Here is a 24,405-nt window from a genome sequence, read left to right on the forward strand (position 1 = left end):
CTCCCCTTGAACCTTCCGGACCAGGTAACTCATGCGAATCATATAGGGATTTGAGCGTCACGGTCCGAGTCCCGCGTCGCGTTCCCCTGCCCGTGGATGAGGCGGATGACCTGGCCGCTCATCCGCTCGTAGTCGTGTTCGTTCCTGATCTCCCCCCGGATCCGGTAGTCCGCCATGACGACGATGCGGTCGGCCAGCGTCACCATCTCGCCGAGGTCACTGCTGATCAGCAGGATGGGCAGACCGTCCCGGGCGAGCTCCCAGATGAGTTCGTGGAAGGCGTGCTTGGTGCGGACGTCGACGCCGACCGTCGGTTCGTCGACGACGAGCAACCGGGTGTCCGCCGCAAGCCACTTGGCGAGGCTCACCTTCTGCTGGTTGCCGCCGGACAGTTCACCGGCGTTCTGCTCCAGTGAGGCGATGCGGATGCCGAGGCGTTCCACGAGGTCTTCGGCGACGCTTCTTTCCCGCTTGTCGGAGACGTACCCCAGGGCCTGCGCCAGCTTCTTCCACACGGTGACGGTGATGTTCCGCAGAATCGGCTGTTCGAGGAAGACGCCTTCCTCCTTGCGGTTCTCGGTGAGATAGCCGATGCCGTACTCGTGCAGTGCCTGTCGCGGGGAGGAGATCTTCGCCGGCTCGCCGTACAGGCGGACCCCTCCGGCGGTGACGCGTTCGAGGCCGAGGACGGCCCGGACCAGTTCGCTGCGGCCGGCGCCGATGAGGCCGTACAGCCCGACGATCTCCCCCGGACGCACGTCCAGACCGATGTCGGCGTGGCCCGCGGCGGTGGCCACACCCGTGAGGGACAGGGCCGGCACCGCAGTCGGGTCCACCGTTCGCGGAGAGAGTGCGGAGGCCTCGTGGGTGCGGCCCACCATCAGGCTCACGATTTCGTCGTGCGTGTGCTCGGCGAGAGGCGCCGACCGCAGTACGGAGTGCCCGTCGCGCAACACGGTGACGGTGTCGCAGACCGCGAACACCTCCTCCAGTTTGTGGCTGACGAAGACGACGCAGGTGCCCCGGGCCGTCAGCCGCCGGATCACCTCGAAGAGCCGCTCCGCCTCCTGCGGCGAGAGGGACGCCGTCGGTTCGTCCAGCAGGAGCACCCGGCTGTCCGTGTGGAGCGCCTTGGCGATCTCCACCAACTGCTGCTGCGCTACGGAGAGTTCGCTGACCGGTGTGTGCGGGTCCAGGTCGAGCCCGACCTCCCGGAGACAACGCTCCACCGGCTCGGTCATGGCCGCACGGTCGATGAGACCGCGGCGCGAGGGGGGCTTCAGGAGCGTGATGTTCTCCGCCACGGAGAAGGCGGGAATCAGGTTGCGCTCCTGGTGCACCACCCCGATGCCGGCACGGGTGGCGTCCAGCGGGGTCCGCAGCTGCACCTCGCTGCCGCGCAGCACAAGACGGCCGCCGTCCGGGGGGTGGACCCCGGTCAGCACCTTGATCAGGGTCGACTTGCCGGCGCCGTTCTCGCCCAGCAGGGCGTGCACGGATCCGGCGGTGAGGCGCAGGGCCACCTGGTCCAGGGCGCGCACTCCGGGAAAGACCTTGACGATGTCCTCGCACTCCAGCAGTACGTCGTTCACTGGGCACCCCCGGTGCTCGGCAGGGTGGTGGCGGCAGCCGCCCGGTTGTCTGAGGGCGGTTGCCCGTCCTTGTGCGGGCGTGCGGTACCGAGGTGTGCCTGGTGGAGGCGTCCGCCGACGACGGTGGCGAGCACGACGACGCCGATGAGGAAGTTGACCCAGCTCGGATCGAGCGAGAACTCGGCACGTGCGGAGTCGATGAGCCGCATGACGAAGGCGGCCAGCACGGTCCCCAGAATCGCCACCGAGCCGCCGGTCAGGGCCACTCCACCGATGATGGGAGCCGCGAAACTGGGGAGGAGCCAGTCGCCGCCGACGCTGCGATTGACCCCGGGCAGTGACGCGGTCGCGATCATGGCGGCCACGCCGATCAGCAGGCCGGACAGGGTGTGCGCCAGGACGATCTGACGGTCGGTGGAGATGCCGGAGAGCCGCGCGGCCAGCGGATTGCCGCCCGCCGCGAGGAGTCGCCGTCCCGCGATGCCCCGGTGCATGAAGACGGCGAGGAGAGCAGCCACGACCAGTGCCGTGACGAGGACGAGCGGGATGTTCGCGGGGGCCGCCGTGCCCAGGTCGCGCAGGGTCGCGGAGTAGCCGTCGACGGTACGCGTCCCGGCCAGCCGGTACTGCGCCCCCAGCAGGATGGTCATGGTGCCGAGCGTGACGATGAAGCCGTTGATGCGGGTGACCACGATGAACAGGCCGGTGAGCGCGCCGATCGCGGTGGCCAGCAACACGCCGATGCCGACGGCCAGGCCGGCCGGCATACCGGCGTCGGCCATGAGGACGCCCATGGCACAGGCGGTGAATCCGCCCAGGGCGCCGACCGCGAGATTGAGCTGTCCGACGCACAGGGCGACCATCTGCGCGAGCCCGATCAGGATGGGGGTCGCGAGGTACTGCAGGAACGTCCGGACCGAGTTGCCCTCGAAGAACGAACCGGACGACGCAATGCCCAGTCCGATGTACCCGGCCACGACGACGCAGAGCAGGGTCAGTGAGGTGGAGCGGGAGAAGCGACGCAGCGAGGAGAGGGCTTCGGCCTTCCATGGACGGGGAGTTGTGGGCGTCGTCATGTCGAGCGCACCACCTTTCGGTAGCTGACGATGTGGCGCACCCGGTCGGCGGACAGGGCAAGGAGCAGCACGCAGCCGAGGTAGATGTTGAGGCTCTCCAGCCCCACACCGAGCAGGTCGAGACCCTTGCGGATAACGCCGACCAGCGAAGTGCCCAGCAGAGCCCCGATGACCGAGACGACGCCGCCGGTGAGCAGGGTGCCGCCGAGGACGGCTCCGAGGAACGAGGGCAGCATGAAGTCGTCCCCGATGGAGGCGCGGAAGGTCCCGGTGCTGACGGCGGCCATGAACCCGGCGAGCGCGGCGAGCAGACCGGAGAGCATGTGTGCCGTGATGACGCGGCGGGCGGTGGGGATGCCCGACAGTTCCGCGGCGGCCGGATTGGCGCCCGTCAGCAGGAGTTCCCTGCCGGTACGGGTGTAGCGGTAGAGGAAGCCGAGTCCGAGAAGGGCCAGGACGGTGAACTGGGCCAGTTGCGGAATCGCCGGTGAGCCGCAGACGGGACCGACACAGATGTCGGCGAGCGAGTACTGGCGCAGCTCCGTCATGCCGGACGGTGTGCTGGTGAAGGCGGCGTTCTCGGTGAGCGCGGAGTACAGCAGGGACACCAGCCCGAGGAGGGCGAAGTCCATGGCGAGCGTCACGACGAAGGAGCTCACGCCGGTGCGGGCGATGATCCATCCGCTCAGGGCGCCGATCAGGGCTCCCGCGACCAGGCAGACCAACAGGCCCACGGACAGCGGCAGTCCGAAGCGGTCGTAGCCGAGTCCGGCGAACAGCGCACCGAACGAGGCCATGCGGCCCACGGCCAGGTTCATGTGCCCGACGGACAGGACGACCATCTGGGCCAGTGCCACCACGGTCAGCGTCGAGATGTCGCGCAGCAGCGGGAAGAGGACGAGTCTGGCGTCGAAGAAGGCGGGGCGCAGCAGCCCGAAGAGGATGACGAGCGCGACGACGAGCCCGAGCAGGCCCAGTTGCTGGGGGGCCAGGATGCGTCGGCGGGGCGTCCTGCGCTGTGGCGCCGGTGGCCGGTCGATGTCCGCCGGTGGCGGTGAGGTGGTGGTCATGCCACCCTCCGGTCGTCGATCGCGTCGTGGTCCCAGTCGATGCCGATGCCCGGCTCGTCCGGCGCCACCGCCCGTCCTTCGCGTACGGTCAGTTCGGTGCGGGTGACGGCCCTGAGCTGCGGGATGTACTCGACGTACAGGCCGTTGGGCACCGCTGCCGCGAGGCTCACGTGCAGTTCCATCAGGAAGTGCGGGCAGACCATGACGTTGTACGCCTCTGCCAGGTGGGCGACCTTCAGCCAGGGGGTGATGCCTCCGACGCGTGCCGCGTCGACCTGCACCACGGAGGCGGCTCCGGCCTCCAGGTACTGCCGGAACTGCCCCAGCGAGTAGAGGGTCTCCCCCACGGCGATCGGTACGTTGGTCGCGCGGGCCAGCTTCGCATGGCCGCTCACGTCGTCCGCCGGCATCGGTTCCTCGAACCAGAACGGTCCGTGGGGTTCGAGCGCCGAGGCCAGTCGCACGGCCGAGGACAGGGTCTGGGACTGGTTGGCGTCCGTCATGATGTGCAGCTCGGGCCCGACGGCCTCGCGCACGGCGCGCAACCGTTCCACGTCCTGGGCCGGATGCGGCTTGCCCACCTTGATCTTGACGCCGGCCCATCCGGCGTCGCGGGCCGCCAAGGCCGACTTGACCAGGTCTTCGGTACTCAGATGCAGCCAGCCGCCCTCGGTGTCGTACAGCGGTATCTCCTGACGGTGGCCGCCCGCCAGCCGCCAGAGCGGCTCGCCGGCCCGCTTGCACCTCAGGTCCCACAGGGCCGTGTCGACGGCGGCGAGGGCCAGCGAGGTGATGGCTCCGACGGCGGTCGCCCGCGTCCGGGCGAGCAGCAGCTGCCACAGTGCCTCGACGTTTCGGGCGTCCTGACCGGGCAGCGCCGGAAGCAGATGGTCGCGCAGCAGCGCCAGCACGGAGGAGCCGCCGGTGCCGATGGTGTAGCTGTAGCCGATGCCGGCCAGTCCGTCGTCGGTGGCGAGGTCGACGAATATCGTCTCCTGTTTGATGAACGCCTGGACGGCGTCGGTGCGGTTCTGCTCCACGGCGATGTCGGCCAGCCTGGCCGTGGCGGAGGTGATGATGCTCATTGCGGTGTCCGGCTCTCCCTGGTCAATGGCCGTGGTCGGCGGCCGTGTTGGCGTGGCGTGTGCGTGGCGAGGTTCGGGTCAGCGGCAGTTGAGGAGCTTGTCGGCGACTCTCGGGTCAGCCGCAGTTGAGAGGCTTGTCAGCGACGCTCGGGTCAGCCGCAGTTGAGGAGCTTGTCCGCGAACTCCGTCTTGAGCTCGGCGGTCTTGGTCTGCCGCGCTTTGTCGTAGTCGGCGACGTTCGCCTTGGTGACGACGAAGGATCCGGAGTCCACGGCCGTGCCCGGGGTGCGCATCACGCACTGCTTGCTCTGAAGCAGCGCGAGCACCCAAGTACCCACATCCGCCTGGCCCGTCGGGTTCTGTACGACGGTGGCGCTGACGGAGCCGTCCTTGATGGAGCTGATGATCTTGGCGTCGTCGTCGATGGCCACGACCTTCACCTTGGATCCCGAACTCCGGACGGCCTCGGCGGCGGCGACCGCGGGGTTGTACGCGGTGGTGACGATGCCCTGGATCTCGTTCCCCTTGGCGGCCAGCAGGTCGGACACCGCCTTCTGCGCGGTCTGCAGGTCCTTGTCGATGTCGGTGACCGTCTGGAGGAGTTTCACCTTGCCCTTGGTCTCGTTCACCGCGTCGGCCACGCCCTTGATCCGGAGCTGGGTGTTGGCGTCCACGTTGTTGCCGGTCAGATGGACCAGGGTGCCTGTGCCGCCCATGGCGTCGATGGTGGCGCGGGCCGCGCGGTAGGCGGCGAGCTCGACGTTCGTGGACAGGCAGAAGTCGGCCTTGTTCACGTCACCGGCCGGGCACGAACCGAGTGACGCCACGGCGTAGCCCTGCGACTTGAGATCGGAGAACGTGCTGTTGATATCGGTGGGAGAGACGCCGAAGACGCCGAACGCGTTGTAACCGCGCGCCGCGAGCGTGGACAGCAGGTCGTTCTGCTGTTGCTGATCCCACTCGGCTGTCTCGTCGAACGTCACTCCCCCGAGGCCGTATTCGTCGCGCGCGGCGGCTCCCGCCGTCTTCCACGGCTGGAAGTACGGGTGAGCGCCGCCCGGCACGAGCGCGACCTTGACGGCGGAGCCGTCGGCCAGCTCTGCCGTGCCGTTCCCCGCGCCCGGCGCGGAGGCCACGCTCCCTGCGGCCGGTTCCCCGGAGTTCTTGAGCGTGCATCCCGCCAAGGCACCGGTGAGTACCGCCACGACGGCAGCTCCGGACAAGACAGGCCTGATGCGGAGATACGACGTCAGTGTCACAACTCCCCCTGGATTCCATAGGATATTTGCGGGGAGATGCTGCGACAGACACCGGCTCACGTCAAGACATTCGACAAGAGTGGGCAACTGACGTGGTTTTGGGGTGGTTTTGGCACGTGAGTTGACTTCCACTGCACAGCCCGAGCCTTCAAGACCAGGCTCAGCGCTTCACAATCCCATAGGAAATTAGAAGTCCCGCATCGCGTAAACGGCCGAGGTCACGTGGTCCCGGCCGTCCTTCACCCCAGCCTGGCTCGGCGTTTGCGAGGACGGGCCTCCGGGATCGTGCTCGCCGCGTCGGCGTCGTGGACCACCCAGGCCGCCCGCAGGGCCAGCAGGTTGACGGCTGCGGCGACGAGGAATCCCACCCGGTAGGCGGTGACATCGCCGGCGGGCGCTCCGTCGGCGGGCGTGTCCACGCCCACGAGAACGAGGGCGGTGGTCGCCACGGCGATACCGACGGCGCCCCCGAGCCGCCTGCCCGCGTTGAACAGCGTCGCCGCCCGGCCCGACTTGGCGGACGAGATGGTCGCGAACGACGCCGCCTGGGTCGCCACGAACACCTGGCCGACCCCGAAGCCCACCAGGTAGAGGATGACCCACACCTGCCACAGGGGTCCCCCGACGCTCAGCACCGCCAGCAACGCCATGGACAGGCTCGATCCGACCACACCGACGACAAGATGCCGTCGCGGTCCCAGGCGCCGGTACAGCAACCGGCTGGCGACCTGGGAGCCCGTCATGACGCCCAGGGCCTGCGGCAGAATGCTGAGACCGGAGGCCAGCGGGCTGAGGCCGCGCCCGTCCTGGAGATACAGCGACACCGTGTAGATCACACCGAGGAACGCGACCGATTCCAGCGCCATCACGACGCTGCCCGAGCGGAACAGACGGTCCTGGAACAGGCGGACGTCGATCAGCGGCGCGCGAGATCGCAATTCGACGGCCACCAGGACTCCCAGCAGCGCCCCACCGACCACCAGGCCGACGAGAACAGGACGTGCCGTCCACCCCAGGTCGGGCCCCTGTGAGAGTCCGTACATCGCCAGCGCCAGTCCTGCCGCCGCGAGCAGGAACCCCAGGAGGTCGAACCGTCCCGGTTCCTGCTCGACGGAGTTGCGGAGGAACAGCGCACCGAACACGATCGCCGCGCAGCCCACCGGGACATTGACGAAGAACACCCAACGCCACGACAACTCCGTGACCAGCAGGCCACCGAGCGACGGGCCGACCGTCGGGGCGACGGCGTTCGCCATGCTGAGTACGGCGAAGACGCGTACGCGCTCCCCCGGCGGGAAACTGCGCAGCATCATGGCCATGCCGACCGGGACGAGCATGCCGCCGCCTGCTCCCTGGAGCAGCCGGAAGGCGATGAGTTCGCCGAGACTCGTCGCGAGCCCGGACAGCGCCGACCCAAGCGTGAACACCGCCAGGGCCGTCAGCAGGATCCGCTTTCCGCCGAACCGGTCGCCGAGCCAGCCGGACGCCGGAATGAACACGGCGAGGCTGACGAGGTACGAGATGGAGACGGCGTTCACGGAGGTGGACGGGACCGAGAACGCGCGGCCGACGCTCGGGAGGGCGACATTGACGATCGTCGTGTCCATCACGTTGAGGAAGACTGCGGCGACGTAGACGACGCTGACGGCCGTCGTCTGCTTGACGACGATGCCGCGACCCCGCACACCGGCGGCCCCGCGACTCGGCGGCCAGAAAGACATACGACTCTCTCCAAGTGTCTCTGTGATGCCCGGGACGGGCCCTGCCGGAGGGTCTTCCGCCGGATGGGCTGTCGGCGTGTGTTCCATCGGACGGGGCCTGCCGGAGGGTGGTTCGGCGGACGGGCCCTGCCGACGCGCGGTCCACCGGTCGGACCCTGCCGACACGTGGCCCACCGGTCGGACCCCTGTCGGAGCCCAGCAAGCCGTCGTACGACCGCTGGGCTCCGTCGGATGTGTCAGCCGGTCAGTCGCGCTGCCACTTCAGCGCTCGCCGCTCGAAGACGCCGATGAGCGAACTCCCGAACACCACCATCGCCACGATGATCACCAGCGCGGCGAAGAGTCCGGCCGGGTCGAACTGCTGGGTCGAGGTCATCGAGTAGTAGCCCAGGCCCTTGTCCGCCGAGATGAACTCGCCGGCGATGACTCCGATCATCGCGAACGACACACCGGCCTTCAGTCCGGCGAACAGCGGAACGCTGACGGACGGCAGAACCACCTTGCGCACCACGAACATGCGCGAAGCGCCCATGGAACGAGCCACCTCGACCAGCGGTTGCGGCACGTTGCGCATGCCCGAGTAGACGTTGAAGAAGACGAGGAAGAACACGATCATGCTGGCGATCGCGATCTTCGAGCCCATCCCAAGTCCGAACCAGAGCAGCATCATCGGAGCGAGTGCGACCTTGGGAATCCCGTTGATCGCGTTGAGGATCGGCTCCATGATCTCGCCGGCGGTCTTGAACGCGCCGAGCGCCCAGCCCATCACGGCACCCGCGGACGCCCCCAGCGCCCATCCGAGGATCAGTTCCTGGCCGGTCGCCATGATGTGGCCGTGCATCGTGCTGTCCCCGAGGACGTTGTAGAGCTTGGCTATGACGTCGACCGGGTTGCTGATGAGGAAGTAGTCGATCACGCGGCCGCTGAGGAGCTGCCAGACCCCCAGGAACAGCAGCACGATGCCGAGCTGTCCGAGCATGACCATGGTGCCGTGGCGTCCGCGTGGACGCCCTTGGGAGTTCTTCGGCCGGACCGCCCGGCCCCGTCGCATGGTGAGTGGTTCCTGTTCGCCGACGACAGCCATTGCGCTCTCCTTCTCCTCAGGCCTTGGGATCGATGTCGATGTCGGTTTCGAGCAGGCTCCACAGCTCGTGCCGCAGTTCCTGGAAAGTCGCCAGATCGGTGATGTTGAAGACGTCCCTTGGCCGGTCGAGGGGGATGTCCACCGTCCGCCTGATCCGGCCGGGGCGCCCCGTCATGACCGCGACCCGGTCCGAGAGGGCGATCGCCTCGGTCAGGTCGTGGGTGATGAAGATGACCGAGGTCTGGCGCCGCTGCCACAGGTCCAGAACGGTCTTCTGCATGGTCTGCTTCGTGATGGCGTCGAGCGCGCCGAAGGGTTCGTCCATGAGCAGCACTTCGGGCTCGTAGACCATGGTGCGTGCGATGGAGCAGCGTTTCTGCATACCGCCGGAAAGCTGCCGCGGATAGTGGTTCTCGAAGCCTTCGAGGCCGACGATCTTGATCCATTCCCTGGCGCGCTCGATCCGCTCCTGCTTGGGAACCTTGCGGATCTCCAGCGGCATCATGATGTTCTCGATCACGGTGAACCAGGGGAAGAGATTGGAGTCCTGAGTGATGTATCCGATCTCCAGCTTGTCCAGTTCCCGGTCGCCCTTCAGGCACTGGATGGTCCCGTCGGTCGGCTGGAGCAGACCGGACGCGATGTTCAGCAGGGTGCTCTTTCCGCACCCGCTGGGCCCGACGACCGTGAAGAACTCCTTTTCCCGGACCGTGACGGACACGTCCCGCAGGACGTCCATCATCTTTCCGCTCGGAGTGACGAACCGGTGTGTGAGATCCCCGAGGATCACCGCCGGCCGCTCAGTACTGAGGTCCTGCATATCTTCCTCCGCCTCGTCCCTGCCCCGGCGTCGGCACGGACCGTGCCGGCGTTCCGCTCCGGTTCACTTCTGGTAGTCCGACGTGTAGGCCCCTTCGACCACGTCCGCGGACGGCTGGTCGAACATGCCCAGTCCGGCGAGGACTTCGACGCTCTTGGCGAACTGGTCCTCACTCATGGCCGCGTCTTTCGCCCACTTGTAGGTCTCCATGCTGTCCGCGAGGACTTTCTCGTCGAACGAGTTCATGTCCTTGTGCAGGGTCTTCGCGGCCTCGTCGGGGTGCTCGTCCAGGTAGTTGTTGGCCTTGCCGACGGCGTTGCAGATCTTCGCGCTGATATCGGGGTGCTCGGTGGCGTACTTCGTCGAGGAACCGATTCCGGACCAGGAGACTCCGTCCAGTTCGGAGAACAGGTCGGAGCTCCCGGTGTCGTAGATGATGCGGCCCGGCGCCACCGAAAGAACCTGGTCGGGGATCGGCTGCGGCTGGAAGACCAGGCCCACCTGGCCCTTCTGGAACGCGGCTGTCGACGCGGCGGTGCTGGCCTGCGAGAGCACGCCGATCGACTCCGCGGGAAGGCCCTCCTTCTTCAGCAGGCTTTCCAGCAGTTTCGCGCCGGGATTGACGGTGCGGCCGCCGATCGCCGTGATGTTCTCGCCCTCCAGGGCCGCCAGTTTCTCCTTGAGCGTCATGGACTCGTTCATGTTGTTCCGGTCCCATGCCACATTGCTCACCGCGAGGATGTACGACGGGTCCACCTGCGTCACACAGACCTGCTGCAGATCCGTGTCCTGCGTCGCCGCCTGGACAACCGTGCTGGTGTTCACGGCGCCGTACTGCACTTTTCCTGTGGCGATCTGCAGACTCGCGTTCGCGATGATCTGCACCTTGACGTCGAGGCCTTCGTCCTCGAAGTATCCGAGTTCGTCGGCAAGGAAGATCGGGGCGTTCGCCGGCGCCGCTATGGAGACCGACACGGTGATCTGGTCCCCCGCACCGGGATTGGAGCCGCCGGCGCAGCCCGCCGCCGCCGTCAGTGCGATCGCCGCTGTGATGGCGCCCCAGCGCCGTCTCACGGGTCCGGACAGTACGTTCGATGAAGCGCCGTTGCTTCGGTTGTTCATTTCAGGTCCCTATCTCGCGACTCTTCAGGTCCCGATCTCGCGGCTCTCGGACGCTCACACGGCTTGGTCCGAACTCTCCGACATGCATCGCAGTCACGTCCGGCGGTCGGAGCGACGAGGGTTCGACGGCCGTCCCGTCGCCGATGTCGTCAATTCCGCCTTGGCATATGAATCGAGTCGAGTCGAGGAATTCGGCGCCCCGACCTACGGCACTTCGCCTTCAAGTGCTGGTCGCAGAAGCCCGTGGTGCCCTGTGGGCCGAGCAAGAGGCGGTTGTCACTTCTCCACGCTGCCGAAAGTGCTTGGTTGTACGGCGAGTTCGATGCCGTGGGGTAGCGGTCTCCCCCGCCGGAGACGGATCGGTCAGCCCGCGTCGGCGACCAGGCCGGCCTTCTCCACGCCGAAGACGGCGACGGCCTCGTCGTTGTCGGGCCGGTCACCGCTGACGCCGACCGCGCCGAGCAGTTCGCCGTCCTCGTCCCGGATCAGCACACCGCCCTTGGACGAGGCGACCCGTCCCTCGGAGATCGCGGCCAGCGCCGCGAAGAAGGCCGGGTCGCGGGTGGCGTGGCGGGCTCCGACGGCGCCGCCCTGGCCGGTGCCGAGGGAGCCCCAGGCCTTGGCGTGGGCGATCCCCGGGCGCAGGATGCCCGCCCCGTCCTCGCGTTTGACGACCTTCGGGTGACCGCCCGGATCGAGCACGGTGACCGTCAGGGGACGCAGTCCCAACTCACGTGCGTGGCTCAGGGCCGCGTCCACGATTTCCGAAGCCTGGGTCAGGCTCAGTCCACTCATGTCTGTCGCTCCTGGTGTCTCGTCGGTGTCGGAGTGTCGGAGTGTCGGATGGAGCAGGTGGGGGCCGGGGCTCGTGGGGAGGCCGCCAACTGTGCACGCGTGCAGGGGGAGGACGGTGCTCGCCGCGTCGCGCTGTCGCTCACGCCGGGCGAGGTGAGGTGTGCGGGGCCTGGGAGAGCACGCGGGCCGTGTCCCCGGGACGCCGCCTGCCAGGCCGTACTGGTCGTAGTGGTCGTACTCAGCCGCCGGCCGCGTCCTTCGCGTTCTCGAAGCTGATGCCGCCGTCGGTGACGACGGTGACGAACTTGTCGTCGTCGGGCTCGACGGGCTGCTGGATCGGGGGCAGGCCCACGGTGAACAGGACCAGCTCCTCGGTGGCCGTGAAGTGGGCCTTCTCGCCGGGGTCGGCCTCCACCGCGCCGAGCTTGCCGACCTCGGTGCCCTCCGCGGTGCCGGCGCCGGAGAGCACCACGGTCAGCCGCTTGGCGTCCTCGCTCTGCGACACCCACTCGGCGCCGGCCTCGATCTTGACGAACTCGATCCAGAACTCGCGCTCGGTGTACGTGCCGATCGGCTTGCGCCTGACACCCGACCAGCCCGCGACCGGCAGCCAGTTGAGGTGGTCCGGGTTGCTGATGACCACGCCGTTGTAACGCGGCTTGGGGAACTTCTGGTCCCGCCGGGGACGGCGCTCGGCCTGTGCCTCCTTGTTGTCGGGGCCGCGGCCGCGACCCGCGCTCATACCGAGCGCGGAGGCGCCGGCGAACTGCAGCACGAGCTGGATCTGCTTGGGGTCGGTCAGCGGGTCGTCCTGCGGGCCGTAGGTCTGGCCCTCGGGGAAGTAGCCGACCTCGCCCTCGCGCAGGATCCCCTGCTCGCCCAGGTTCATGTCACCCACCAGCGGCAGCCGGATCTGCTCGAAGGTGTGGCAGTGCCGGGGCATGCGGAAGTCGGCCTCCTGGCGGCCCAGGATGTAGCGGTAGTTCTCCATGGGCTTGCTCCGGTCACCCATGAGCAGATAGTTGAACGAGACCGTCCCCCTGGGATGGTCCATCTTGAACGCGTTCTCGTCGAACGGAGCGATCTTCATCGCAGTCCTCCGTTGTCCAGTGCGCAGCCCTGAACGACCGAGCGGTCGGCGGGCTGGTGCAGAACGGGGCGTAAAGGATGTGCGCGATCGGTCGAAGTGAGGTTCTTCCGCAGTCCCGTTGCGGAACGTTCCCTCATCGCGTCCGGTCGCCTTGAGACCAAGAAACCTTCTTAGTAGGTATGGTGTCAAGGTAGGTGACGTGTATTTCATGACGGGCTTTTTACCCAGGGGCACCGCAGGCCACCCGGCACACATGAAGGGGCCGCGACGTCGACGCTGTCAGCAATGATCACGTTCACGCACAGGGCGGCGTAGTCACCGGAGCGGCGCCGCCCCAGGTCCAGTGCGGAACCGTCAGCCACTGCAAACGGTTCGCGGACTCCCAGCCCGCCTCACCTTCCTGACACTCCATCAGCAGGGGCTTTCACCGCACTCCTCCACGGAGCCGGCGCCGACGGAACGGGCGGGCGCGGAGACGTCGCGGACATGGCACCGGAGCGACCCGCCCCGATGCTCGCACGCCGTCGGGCGCTCAGGCAGGACTGTCCCACAGCACATGCAGGGTGGCGGGCTTGCGGAAGACCAGACCGTGCGCGGCGGCGGGGCGGTCCGCGTCGAGGCGCAGGGTGGGGAGGCGTTCGAGGAGGCGCTGGAGAGCGATGCGGGTCTCCAGGCGGGCGAGGTGGGCGGCGAGGCAGTAGTGCGGGCCGTGCGCAAAGGCCAGTTGGAGACGCGCGTTCTCTCGGCGGACGTCGAAGCGGTCGGGGTCGGGAAAGACGTCCGGGTCGCGGTTGGCGCCGGTCAGGGAGACGGTGACGAGCTCGCCGCGGCGGATCGTGGCCGGGCCGAGGACGGTGTCGCAGGTGGCGTAGCGGTCGACGACCGCCGCACCGGGTTCGAGGCGCAGGGATTCCTCTATCGCGCCGTCCAGCAGGCCGACGTCGGCCTGGACGAGGGCGAGTTGGTCGGGGTGCCGGAGCAGGTGCAGCAGCGCGTTGGTGATCATTCCCTCGGTGGTCTCGATGCCTCCGAACATCAGCACCGCGGCGTTGGATGCCACCTCGGGCACTGTCAGTTGCCCGGCTGCGGAGCCGAGGAGCGACGCTGCGCCCCGGTCCGCGACGGTGGCTTCCACCGCGGCCCTCAGCTCCGCGTACGCCGCCGTACCTGCTGGTCCCGCCTCGTGTCCGGCGGTGATGTCGGAGACCGCGCGCACGATGGAGTCGTACCAGGCAAGGACCGTGGCCGGGGTGGTGCCGACCAGCCCGAGTGCCTCGGTCACGACGGCTACCGCGAGCGGACCGGCGAAGGCACGTCGCAGTTCGACGCCGCCCGCCGGTTCCAGTGCCGTGATGAGCCGGTCGGTCTCCCGCTCGATGAACGAGGCGAAACCGTCATGGACCTGCCGAGGGCGGAAGGGAGCAGTGAAGGGCTCACGGTGGCGGGCGTGCCGGTCACCGTCAAGGGACAGCATGCTCGGCCCGACGACCTGCGCGGTGGAGAACCGGGGGTCGTCGACGGTGAACGTCTCGGCGTCCCGCATCACACTCAGCGCGAGGTCGCGCCGGGTCACCAGCCAGCCGTCCAGCTCGGGCAGCCAGGACACGGGCTCCTGTGCACGGAGCAGCGCCAGTCGCGGATGTGGGTCCCGGGCGAGTTCGGCGAGCGTGGTCCCGGCACCGAGCGGGAACGCGTCGACGACGCTCATCACGAGCCTTGGCCGGGGAAGGGGCCCGGTGCGGGTGCGGGTGCGGGTGCGGGGAAACCGATCACAGCCAAGGCTAACAATCGCCGTTGGCACGGTGCGGACCGGTGTCCTGGGCCGAAGGTCCGCCGAAGGTGCCGCCGAAAGACAGGGACGAATTCCAGCCACCCGAAGTCTTGACTGCGGCCCGGTCATGGCGGAGGCTGACCGAAACGTCACGCAAACCGGTTTGTCATCAAGGAGTGCACGTGAACGACGCACACAGTGCCCCCAAGAGGGGGCGCGCGCAAACCGGGTTGCGTGGTGGGACGGCCGGAGAACCCATCAAGGGACCGCCGACGATCTCGGATGTCGCCGAGCTCGCCGGAGTCAGCAAGACCACCGTTTCGCATGTCCTGTCCGGTCGGCGCCCGGTGTCCGAAGCGACCCGCCGCAAGGTCACCCGGGTCATCGAGGAGCTGGGATTCCAGCAGAACTTCTTCGCCGCGGGTCTGACCGGGAGGCGCAGCCGGACCATCGCCCTGGTCGTGCAGGACCTGACCAACCCGTTCTATCCGGCGCTGGCCCGCGGCCTGCAGCAGGCGGTCGCCGAACGCGGCCATGTCGTCCTGCTGGCCGACGTGGGCACCGGCGCTCCGCCGGTCGACGCGTTCCTCGGCGAGGCCGTGCAACGCCGGGTGGACGGTGTCGTGGTCGCCGCGGTCGACGTGTCCGACCGGCAGCTGGAGCCGCTGCGCGCGTCCGGTGCCCATGTGGTCACCGTTGGCGCACCCCGCCACGGCACCTCCACGGACGTGGTGTCGTCCGACGACGAGAGGATCGCCGCGGATGCGGTGGCGTACCTGTACGGCAAGGGCCACCGCCACCTCGGCGTCATCTCCGGTCCGCCGCGTACCGCACCCGGCTCCAGCCGTCTGCACGGCTACCGGGAGGCGCTGCGCGCCCACGGCCTGCGGCCACTGCGGGCCGCCGAGTCCGTGGGCGACTGGACCCGGGAGTCCGGCGCGAAGGGGATGGCCGCGCTGATGGACCAACCCCGCCCGCCCACCGCCGTGTTCTGCGCGAACGACCTGATGGCGATCGGCGCCCTGGACGCGGCCCGCGCGCTGGGCCTCGTCGTCCCCACCGACGTGGCCGTGATCGGCGTCGACGACATCGACGCCGCGAGCCTGGTCAGCCCGTCCCTGACCACCGTGCGCGTACCGGCACAGGAGATCGGACGGGTGGCGGGCGAGCAACTGCTGGCCCGGATAGCCGATCCGGCCGGCACCGCCCGCAGGGTCCTGGTCCAGCACAACCTGGTCATCCGCGAATCAGCCTGAGGAGCCCCGCACGTGCACGACGTACTCGATCCCCGCGACCTCGTCCCCGACGAGGCCGAACAACTCGCCGGCTCCGGTTACGACGCGAGCGGCCTGCTGGCCGAGGCCCGCGCCGCCGCCGCGCGGTCCGACGACGCGGCGCTTGCGGGGATCAGAACCCGGCTGGTCGCCCTGCCCCGCGCCACGGACTGGCCCTACGACGAGCCGTCCGAGCCGTCCGCCGTGTGGGCCGCGCTGCCGCCCGCACCGGCCCTCGACCGGACAGGACCGGCTCCGGCCGACGTCCCCGAACGGACAGCCGGTGCATGGCTGGGCCGCTGCGTCGGCAACACCATGGGCAAGCCCGTCGAGGGCCTGACCGGCACCGAGGTCGGTATCTATCTGCGGGCGGTCGGGCAATGGCCGCAGACCGGGTACGTACCGCTGCTGGCGACGCTGCCCGTCGGCGTCAGTCACCTGCACGAGTCCGCGCCGTACGCGGCGGCCGGCCGGTTCGACGCCGTCCCGCGCGACGACGACCTGGACTGGACGATCCTCGGCCTGCACCTGTTGGAAACCTACGGGCACGGGCTGACCACCGAGGACATCGCCCGCGAGTGGCTGGATCGCATCCCTTTCACCCAGACCTTCACCGCCGAGCGCGCCGCCTACCGCAACCTCGTCACCGGCCACCTGCCGCCGCTGACGGCCACCGTCGACAACCCCTACCGGGAGTGGATCGGGGCGCTGATCCGTACCGACGCCTACGGCTACATCCACCCCGGCCGCCCCCGGGCCGCGGCCCACCTCGCGCTCACCGACGCGGTGCTGTCGCACACGGGCAACGGAATCTACGGCGCGATGTGGGCGGCGGCGCTGGTCGCGGCGGCGCTCACCGCGGACGGTCCGCTGCCCGCTCTGCACAGCGCGCTGGCCGCCGTACCGGTCGGCTCGCGGCTCTACAGGAGTCAGGCGGAGCTGCTGGCGCTGGCCGAGCGGGGCGCGACCGCCGAAGAGGCGCTGTCCTGGATCGAGCGGACCCTCGGCGCCTACAACTGGGTGCACACCCTGCACAACGCCGCCACCATCAGCGCCGCACTGCTGTGGGGCGAGGGCGACTTCGTCCGCAGCATCGCCCTGGCGGTACGGGCCGGCCGCGACACCGACTCCACCGCGGCGACCGTCGGTAGTGTCTTCGGCGCACTGCACGGATCCGCCGCGATCCCCGAGCGCCTGGTGGCACCGACCGGGGGCGTGGTCCGCAGCGCCGTCCGCGGCTTCGACGGAATCACCGTCGCCGAACTGGCACGGCGTACGGACGCGGTGCGCGTCGCGTTGGAACGCACGACTGACCAGGGCGCGGAACCCCCGGTCGCAGACGCGGCGCGCGTCACGTTGGAACGCACGACTGACGAAGGCGCGGAACCCCCGGTCGCAGACGCGGCGCGCGTCGCGCTGGAACGCACGACTGACGAAGGCGCGGAACCCCCGGTCGGTGACGAGACCGTTCGCGCGGACGCGGCTGACGTACCGGCCGGCCATGAAAGCGCCACCCCCGACGACGCCGGACCGCGCGGTACGGGATCCACGCCCCCATCCTCATCCTCATCCGCCGCACCGGAACAGGAGGTGGCCTCATGACCGCCGCCCGCAGGATCGTCATCGACACTGACCCCGGGCTGGGGGAACCCGGCTCCGACATCGACGACGGGCTGGCCATCGCCCTGGCGTTGCGCTCGCCGGAACTCCAGGTCGACGGGCTGACCGTCGTTAACGGCAACGTGGAGGTCGACGCCGGCGTCGACGTGGCACGTCGGCTGACCGAACGGATGGGACACCCCGACCTGCCGGTGCTGCGCGGCGCCGACCGACCGCTGCTGCGCGACATGGCCCCGGTGCGGGCGCTGTTCGACGACGTGATCGGCGACCGGCCCGTCGCCCGCACCGCACCGGCCGAACGGCGCGGCCCCACCAGCCCGTTGAGCGCCGCACAATTCCTCGTCGACATCACCGCCGCCCACCCCGGCGAGATCACCGTGGTGGCCATCGGACCCATGACCAACCTGGCGCTCGCGCTGCGTCTGGACCCGGCCTTCGCCGGCAATGTCGCCGAGATCGTGATGATGGCGGGCTCCGCCACCGGCTACGCACAGAACATCACCGTCGTCGGCGACTTCAACGCCTACGTCGACCCCGAGGCCCTGGCCATGGTGCTGACCAGCGGAGCCAAGCTGCGCATGGTCGGCATCGACCAGACATCGCGGGTACGGCTCACCCGCGCCGACGCCGCCGTGCTGCGACGCGGCGACGCCTTCGGGCGCTGGGCCGGCGAATGCGCCCTGGCCTGGATCGATTTCCTCGCCAAGGCGTTTCCGCTGCGCGCCGAACACCGCGACGCCTGCTTCCTGCACGATCCGCTGGTCGTCGCCGCCGTCATCGACCCCACCCTGCTGAGCTGGGAGGGCGCCCACGTCGCCACCGACCCCGGCAGCGAACTCGCCCGCGGCCTGGTGATCGCCGACCGCGGCCTGGCCCTCGCGCCGCCACCCGGGCCCACCAACGCCTCGGTGGCGGTCGACACCGATGTCGCCGGCTTCGGCCGACTGTTCCTCGACCGGGTGACCGGGACCGAGCCCAGTCACCCGACCGCCGAGTGACTCCACGCCTCCCATGACCGTCAGAGAGGACCGTCATGAAGCATTCCCGCTCCCAGAGAGCGCCTGCCCCGGGACCGCGTGCGGTCCTGCCGCCGCCCGACGAGGGGCTCCGCGCAGGCGAGTTCCGCACCGGGCCCCTCGCGGGAGAATTCCGCACCGGCTCCCCTGTCGGCGGCTTGCGCACCGGATCGCCCGAAGGCGGCTTCTCCACCGGGGAGTTCGCCGGCCGGGTGACCGATGCCGCCGAACACCTCGCTCACCAACCGCTCACCCGTAGGTCGTTCACCGCGATGGCGGCCGCCGGCGCGACCGCGCTGCTCGCGGCAGGCTGCGGTTCCGGCTCCATGTCCACCGCGCAGCCCGCCGGGCTGACCGCCGCCGGACAGCTGAAGGATCCGGCGAGTCCGGTGACCATCACCTACGCCGGTTCCGCCTACTCCGCGGACGACATCAAGCCGGTCCTCGCCGCCTTCCACCAAGCTCATCCCACCATCACCGTCGACTACCAGTCCGTACCGTTCGACCAGTTCAACAGCGTGCTCAGCACCAGGTTGAGTCGTCAGGACAGCACCCTGGACCTTTTCGATGTCGACATGCCCCGCACCGACGCCTACCGGGTGCGCGGCTGGCTGGCCGACCTGTCCTCGCTGTTCCCGGGCCTGTCCGGCCAGGTGGACAAGATGTCCCTGGAGGCCGCGACCAGCGACGGCAAGCTCGTCGCGATGCCGTACCAGACCTCCAGCCAACTGCTCTATTACAACAAGACGCTGCTGCGAAAAGCCGGTATCCCCTTCCCGTCAGACCGGGCCGACGCCCGGATGACGTGGGAGCAGGTGACCGCCGATGCCAAGAAGGCGCAGACCGCGGGCGCCAAGTGGGGCCTGCTGTTCGATCAGGTCAACCGCTACTACCAGCTCCAGCCGCTGGCCGAGAGCCTGGGCGGCGGCTCCGGCGCGACCGGCAAGGGCAATCTGACTCCCGCGCTGGAGAACGCCGGCTGGACCAAGGCCATGACCTGGTACGGCTCACTGTTCAAGGACAAGATCTCGCCGCGTGGGGTGCCGGTCGCCCAGACGCCGGACATGTTCGCCTCGGGGCAGGTCGCCTACTTCCCCGGTGGTCCCTGGTGGGCCGGCCAGTTCACCGGTGAGAAGACGCTGGAGTTCGGCGTCGCCGCCTACCCCTACTTCGCGGGCGGCAAGGCGGTCACCCCGACCGGCGGCTGGTCGCTCGGCCTGAACCGGGCGACCAAGCACGCGGCCGCCGCCGAGATCTTCATGAAGTTCATGGCCCTCGACAACGGCGGCTTCGCCCAGTACATGCCGAGCCTGTCGGTACCGCCGTCCAACACCGTCGGCACCGCGCGGTTCTACCGGGAGCCGGTGTTCAGCGATCCGCGGATGGCCGGCGCGGTCGACCTGACCAAGTACGAGCTCGCCCACACGGCGACGCTGCGGGCCCGTACCGCCGGCTATGTGGAGTTCGAGGACACCCTCGGCCGGACCTTCGAGGACATCGCCAACGGTGCCTCGGCGGCGTCCGCGCTCGCCTCCGCGACCAGCACGATCGACTCCGCGTGGGCCAAGTACCGCTAGCGAACTCCGCTTTCGCACCGAGCGACGCCCGCCCCGCTTCCCGCCAGGCCTTCGAGTCCTGCCAAACCCTCGGATCCTGCCAAGCCTTTGAGGCACACCCCCCGCACCACCTACTCCCCGCTACACCGACCGGCCCCGGACGGACGATCCCGGGTCGGCGGGAGGGACCACCGCCATGACTTCGACCACTCAACCACCCGCCGTACGAGCCACCCCGCCGCCTGCACCGCCCACCCGCACCCTGCACCGCCGACGCCGCATCGGTAATCTCACCGCGGCCGCGCTCTTCCTGACGCCCGCGCTCGCACTGATCGTCGTACTGCGGCTGGTGCCGGTCATCCAGGCCGTCAACGACGCCACCCACACCAGCCTGCCCGGCAGCACCCTGCCACCGAGTTGGGCAGGGGCGGCCAACTTCACCGCCCTGTGGCACTCTCACCAGTTCTGGACCTCGGTGCAGCAGACCCTGCTGTTCAACGTGATCGTGAACCCGCTACAGATCGTGGTCGCCCTGGCGCTCGCGGTGCTGCTCACCCGCAACCTGCCCGCAACCGGCCTGTGGCGGACCCTGATCTTCCTGCCCGCCGCGGTTCCGATGACCGGTTCCGCGGTCGTCTGGGGCATCGCGCTACGCCCCGACGGCCCGGTCAACGCGGCTCTCGGCAGCGTCGGCATCGGCCAGCAGCCCTTCCTCACCGGCCCGAACCAGGTCGTCGGCAGCCTGATCCTGATCGCCAGCTGGATCGGCGTCGGCTACTGGATGATCTTCCTGATCGCCGGGCTCAACGACATCCCGCAGGTGTACTACGAGGCCGCCGAGGTGGACGGCGCGGGACCACTGCGGCAGTTCTGGTCGGTGACCCTGCCACAGCTGCGCCGGCCGCTGTTGTTCGTGCTGGTCGCCGACACCGTCTCCAACTTCGTGCTCTTCGCGCCGATGCAGATCCTCACCAACGGCGGGCCCGAGCAGAAGTCCAACTTCCTGATGTACGACATCTTCCACAACAGCTTCGACCTCGCCGACCCGCACACCGCGGCCGCCGAACTCCTGGTCCTGCTGGCGCTGATGATCGTCATCGTCGCGGTGCAGTTCCGGCTGCTGCGCAGTACGGAGGGTGAGTGACCATGAGCCGCACCTTCACTTCCGCCGACGGCGGTCGGAGCGCCGCTCCCCGGGGCCCCCGCGACGGCTCCCGGGCCGGCCGGATCGTCCTCAGCGTGGTCGCCGTCCTGGTGGCGCTGGCCTTCCTGCTGCCCGTGCTGTGGCTGATCGCCAGCACCTTCCGCAGCTCGACAGAGACCTTCGCGAGCAACTCCTCCCTGAACTGGCACATGCTGTGGCCCCGGGACTTCACGCTGCGCAACCTCGACGCCGCCTGGGACAACGGCTTCGGCCGTAATCTCGCCAACTCGGTGATCGTGGCCGCCGCCACCGTCGTCCTCGGCATCGCCATCTCGGCACTGGCGGCGTTCGCTCTTGCCGTGGTGGACTTCCCCGGGCGGAAGTTCGTCTTCGCCATGGTCGTCCTCAGCTTCCTGGTGCCCTTCGAGGCGATCGCCATCCCGCTCTCCCACACCTTCAGCGACTGGCACCTCACCAACAGCATCCCCGCGCTGGTGCTGCCAGGGCTCGGCAACGGCCTGGCGATCTTCACCCTGCGCCAGTTCTTCCTGGGCGTCCCCACCGAGCTCGCCGAGGCCGCGCGGGTCGACGGGGCAGGCTGGCCGCGCATCTTCACCCGCATCTACCTGCCGCTGGCCCGGCCCGCACTGATCGGCACCGGACTGATTCTGTTCCTGTTCCAGTGGCAGGCGTACCTGTGGCCGATCCTCGTCACGACCAGTGACAGCAACGACGTCGCGCCGGTGTCCATCGCCAAGACCTTCAACGCGTTCAGCACGGACTACGGCCGGGTGTTCGCGGAGACCGCGGTCCTGGCCGTGATCCCGGCCATCATCCTGCTCGCCCTCCAGCGCTACTTCGTCGCCTCGGTCGCCACCACCGGGAGCAAGAATTGACCGGCCGCGCGAGCGCCTCATCGCCCTGGGCTGGCGAGTCCCCGGCCAATCCGGTGTGGCGGGAGGGAGATTCGCCCGCCATGTCGGCCGACACACCGAGCCCTCAAGCACCTTGGCCCACTCCCTCGGCCAACACACCGAGACCTGAAACGCCTTGGCCCACTCCCTCGGCCAACACGCCGAGACCTGAAACACCTTGGCCCACTCCCTCGGCCACCGCCTCGACCCCTGGGGCTGGTTCGCCCGCTCCACCGGCCAACACACCCAACCCCGAGACCACATCGTCGACCTCGCCGACCGGCACACCGTACGGCGGCCCGTCGACCTGCTACCGGACCACTGTCACCTCAGTGGCGGTCCCCTCATCCGCAGCCCAGGTCATCATCGCCGTGGAAACCAACACCGTGGCGAGTCCGGTCAAGCCCGGTCTGGCCACCCACTCCCCCCTTCGGGCCACGGCCGACGAGACCGTGCCCGGCAGCGGGCAGCTCGCACGGCATCCCTGCGGCAAGGGCCTCAACCAGGCCGTCGCCGCGGCAGATTCAACCGCCGCGCACGCCCTCCGAACCCCGCCGTCCGGCCGCTAGCCACCCTCCCGGCCGGTCCCCCACGGCGAGACCGGGCCAACGGGTGCAAACCGCGAGACCAGTACGGCAGGCGACCTCAAGCCCTGCCGGAAGACACCGCGAGATCAAGCCGGTCGACGCTGACGCGCATCACCCAACCGGCGCCCGCACGGGCCGACAGCCCATCTCAACCACCCTGATTGGAGCACCCCCTTGTCCACTCCCGCTCCCCTACCGCGCACCCCTGTGACGCGCCCGGCGGCCGCAATCCTGTTCGCCGTCGGACTGACCGCGGCGGCACTGGCGGTCTCCGCGGCGCCCGCAACGGCATCCACATCCGTCTCCTCATCAACCGCCGCGGCTACCGCCACTGTCGCCGGTACCCCGGTCGGCGCAAGGACACAGCGCTCCGGCCCCGCCCCGCACACCAAGGGCGGCCGGACCTTCTACCTCGACGCCCAGAGCGGCGACGACCAGGCGGCCGGCACCAGTTCCGCGACCGCCTGGAAGAGCCTCGCCCGGATCACCGCCGCCGACTTCCGGCCCGGCGACACCATCGCGCTGCGCCGGGGCGAGACCTTCACCGGCACCGCCACCATCAACGGAACCGGTACCGCCGCCGCACCGATCACCATCACCGCGTACGGCACCGGCGACGCGCCGACCCTCACCAACCCGACCGGTTGGAACATGCTCCAGCTGTCCGCCCCGCACGTCGTCGTCGACCAACTTCGGTTCGCCGACGGGGTGGTGTTCGACAACGCCGACGGCGTGGGCATCCGCGGTCCGAAGTACGAGCTGAGCGGCGCGATCGCCCTCACCGACACTGCCACCGACGCGTACATCCACGACAACGAGTTCACGCAGGTCGGCATCGGCGTCAAGACCTACGCCACCGGCACGCTCATCGCGCACAACAGCTTCCACGACCTCAAGATCGCCTTCCGCGGCATGGACTCGGGCTCCGAGGCCTCCTACGGCGCCATCGGCATCTCGATCAACAACAGCGACGCCCGGGTCACCGCCAACGAGTTCATCAACTGCCGCTCCACCGACAGCCCTTACGGAGCGGACGGCGGCGCCGTGGAGATCGAGGGCTTCGACCACCCCAAGGACGACATCTCCATCGACCACAACCTGTCCCTGGGCTCACAGGGCTTCACGGAGGTCACCGAGACCACCACCACCGATGTCCACCTGACGTACAACATCAGTGACGACTACCAGCAGTTCCTGGCCTACGACACCACCACCCACCCGGACGCCTACCTGGTCGCCCACAACACCATCGTCCGTGACCGCGACAACTCGCGGCTGTTCGCGATCTACTACTACCGCGAGGCCGGCCCCACACCGCAGGACTCCTGGCTCACCATCACCGGCAACATCATCCAGATGACCGGCGGCAGCGTGCTCAAGGACTACGCGTGGCCGCACGACCACAACGTGATCCAGGGCACCCTGGGCGACGCCCCGGGCACCGGCGACACCCTGGCCGACCCGCAGTTCACCGACCGCGCCGCGGGTGACTACCGTCCGCTGCCCACCAGTCCCGCCATCGACAACGGCGGCGCGGCTGCCGGGCGCACCGACTTCTACGGCAACCGCGCAACCGTCGGCGCCGCCTCCGACTCCGGCGCCATCGAGTCCCAACTACGCGAGTCCAGCGGGCACTAGCTATGTCTTGTCGTCACATTCCCGTCTGCCTCCCTCCGGGCGACGACAGGAATGTGACGACAAGACATAGGACGCCGGCGCCCTTCCCCGAGCCCGCGCCGGGGAAGGGCGCAGGGCGGACAAGGGCGCAGGGCAGAGGACAGAAGACAGAAAGGTGCTCGACTCTGCTGA

General features: G+C 69.1%; 20 protein-coding genes. 8 read left to right on the plus strand and 12 right to left on the minus strand.

The genetic code is table 11. The annotated features are described in order from the left end of the window. Nucleotides 1-38 precede the first annotated feature (38 nt). The 12 genes from ACIPC1_RS37795 to ACIPC1_RS37850 form a co-directional block, all read right to left on the minus strand. Nucleotides 39-1,592 carry a sugar ABC transporter ATP-binding protein gene (locus tag ACIPC1_RS37795; RefSeq protein ID WP_402525699.1) on the minus strand — a complete coding sequence of 518 codons (1,554 nt, stop codon included), beginning with the start codon at nt 1,590-1,592 and terminating at the stop codon, nt 39-41. Then, nucleotides 1,589-2,668: an ABC transporter permease gene (locus tag ACIPC1_RS37800; RefSeq protein ID WP_402525701.1), complete on the minus strand. Its 1,080-nt coding sequence runs from the start codon at nt 2,666-2,668 to the stop codon at nt 1,589-1,591. The genes ACIPC1_RS37795 and ACIPC1_RS37800 overlap by 4 nt, the downstream gene beginning before the upstream one ends. Further along, on the minus strand, nt 2,665-3,738 hold the full coding sequence (locus ACIPC1_RS37805) for an ABC transporter permease (RefSeq protein ID WP_402525704.1): 1,074 nt from the start codon (nt 3,736-3,738) through the stop codon (nt 2,665-2,667). Before ACIPC1_RS37805 ends, ACIPC1_RS37800 begins: the two co-directional genes overlap by 4 nt. Beyond that, nucleotides 3,735-4,823 (minus strand): mandelate racemase/muconate lactonizing enzyme family protein, encoded by a 1,089-nt coding sequence (locus tag ACIPC1_RS37810; protein WP_402525706.1) that lies wholly within the window; start codon nt 4,821-4,823, stop codon nt 3,735-3,737. The genes ACIPC1_RS37805 and ACIPC1_RS37810 overlap by 4 nt, the downstream gene beginning before the upstream one ends. Before the next feature lie 152 nt (nt 4,824-4,975). Beyond that, nucleotides 4,976-6,028: a sugar ABC transporter substrate-binding protein gene (locus ACIPC1_RS37815; RefSeq protein ID WP_402525708.1), complete on the minus strand. Its 1,053-nt coding sequence runs from the start codon at nt 6,026-6,028 to the stop codon at nt 4,976-4,978. A 293-nt stretch (nt 6,029-6,321) separates the two neighbouring features. Beyond that, nucleotides 6,322-7,803 (minus strand): MDR family MFS transporter, encoded by a 1,482-nt coding sequence (locus ACIPC1_RS37820; protein WP_402525710.1) that lies wholly within the window; start codon nt 7,801-7,803, stop codon nt 6,322-6,324. A 244-nt stretch (nt 7,804-8,047) separates the two neighbouring features. Beyond that, the gene (locus tag ACIPC1_RS37825; RefSeq protein WP_402525712.1) at nt 8,048-8,887 is read right to left on the minus strand and encodes an ABC transporter permease; all 840 of its coding nucleotides are present in this window, start codon (nt 8,885-8,887) and stop codon (nt 8,048-8,050) included. Nucleotides 8,888-8,903: 16 nt separating this feature from the next. Beyond that, a complete protein-coding gene (locus ACIPC1_RS37830; RefSeq protein ID WP_384393414.1) occupies nt 8,904-9,707 on the minus strand; it encodes an ABC transporter ATP-binding protein in 804 nt (267 codons plus the stop codon). 63 nt (nt 9,708-9,770) lie between these two features. Then, entirely contained in the window at nt 9,771-10,781 is a 1,011-nt protein-coding gene (locus ACIPC1_RS37835; RefSeq protein WP_402525714.1) for an ABC transporter substrate-binding protein, read from the minus strand. Between the two features lie 411 nt (nt 10,782-11,192). After that, a complete protein-coding gene (locus ACIPC1_RS37840) occupies nt 11,193-11,624 on the minus strand; it encodes a heme-binding protein (protein WP_384393408.1) in 432 nt (143 codons plus the stop codon). 238 nt (nt 11,625-11,862) lie between these two features. Then, on the minus strand, nt 11,863-12,714 hold the full coding sequence (locus ACIPC1_RS37845; RefSeq protein ID WP_402525717.1) for a hypothetical protein: 852 nt from the start codon (nt 12,712-12,714) through the stop codon (nt 11,863-11,865). Nucleotides 12,715-13,246: 532 nt separating this feature from the next. Beyond that, complete coding sequence (locus ACIPC1_RS37850) at nt 13,247-14,422, minus strand: cytochrome P450 (RefSeq protein WP_402525719.1); 1,176 nt, start codon at nt 14,420-14,422, stop codon at nt 13,247-13,249. A 245-nt stretch (nt 14,423-14,667) separates the two neighbouring features. Between ACIPC1_RS37850 and ACIPC1_RS37855 the strand changes: the two genes are divergently transcribed. From ACIPC1_RS37855 to ACIPC1_RS37890, 8 genes are all read left to right on the plus strand, one after another. After that, on the plus strand, nt 14,668-15,741 hold the full coding sequence (locus ACIPC1_RS37855) for a LacI family DNA-binding transcriptional regulator (protein ID WP_402525721.1): 1,074 nt from the start codon (nt 14,668-14,670) through the stop codon (nt 15,739-15,741). A 12-nt stretch (nt 15,742-15,753) separates the two neighbouring features. Continuing rightward, nucleotides 15,754-17,361: an ADP-ribosylglycohydrolase family protein gene (locus tag ACIPC1_RS37860; protein ID WP_402525723.1), complete on the plus strand. Its 1,608-nt coding sequence runs from the start codon at nt 15,754-15,756 to the stop codon at nt 17,359-17,361. Further along, nucleotides 17,358-18,377, plus strand: a complete 1,020-nt coding sequence (locus tag ACIPC1_RS37865; protein ID WP_402525726.1) for a nucleoside hydrolase — start codon at nt 17,358-17,360, stop codon at nt 18,375-18,377. Before ACIPC1_RS37860 ends, ACIPC1_RS37865 begins: the two co-directional genes overlap by 4 nt. Before the next feature lie 35 nt (nt 18,378-18,412). Beyond that, nucleotides 18,413-19,972, plus strand: coding sequence for an ABC transporter substrate-binding protein (locus ACIPC1_RS37870; RefSeq protein ID WP_402525728.1), 1,560 nt, complete (start codon nt 18,413-18,415; stop codon nt 19,970-19,972). 175 nt (nt 19,973-20,147) lie between these two features. After that, nucleotides 20,148-21,095 (plus strand): carbohydrate ABC transporter permease, encoded by a 948-nt coding sequence (locus ACIPC1_RS37875; protein ID WP_402525731.1) that lies wholly within the window; start codon nt 20,148-20,150, stop codon nt 21,093-21,095. 2 nt (nt 21,096-21,097) lie between these two features. Further along, nucleotides 21,098-21,991: a carbohydrate ABC transporter permease gene (locus ACIPC1_RS37880; protein WP_384393340.1), complete on the plus strand. Its 894-nt coding sequence runs from the start codon at nt 21,098-21,100 to the stop codon at nt 21,989-21,991. Nucleotides 21,992-22,341: 350 nt separating this feature from the next. Further along, complete coding sequence (locus ACIPC1_RS37885) at nt 22,342-22,578, plus strand: hypothetical protein (RefSeq protein WP_402525734.1); 237 nt, start codon at nt 22,342-22,344, stop codon at nt 22,576-22,578. Between the two features lie 225 nt (nt 22,579-22,803). After that, a complete protein-coding gene (locus ACIPC1_RS37890; protein WP_402525736.1) occupies nt 22,804-24,234 on the plus strand; it encodes a choice-of-anchor Q domain-containing protein in 1,431 nt (476 codons plus the stop codon). The last annotated feature ends 171 nt before the right edge of the window (nt 24,235-24,405 follow it).

This window comes from Streptomyces sp. NPDC087263, from assembly GCF_044744645.1.
Lineage (GTDB): Bacteria > Actinomycetota > Actinomycetes > Streptomycetales > Streptomycetaceae > Streptomyces.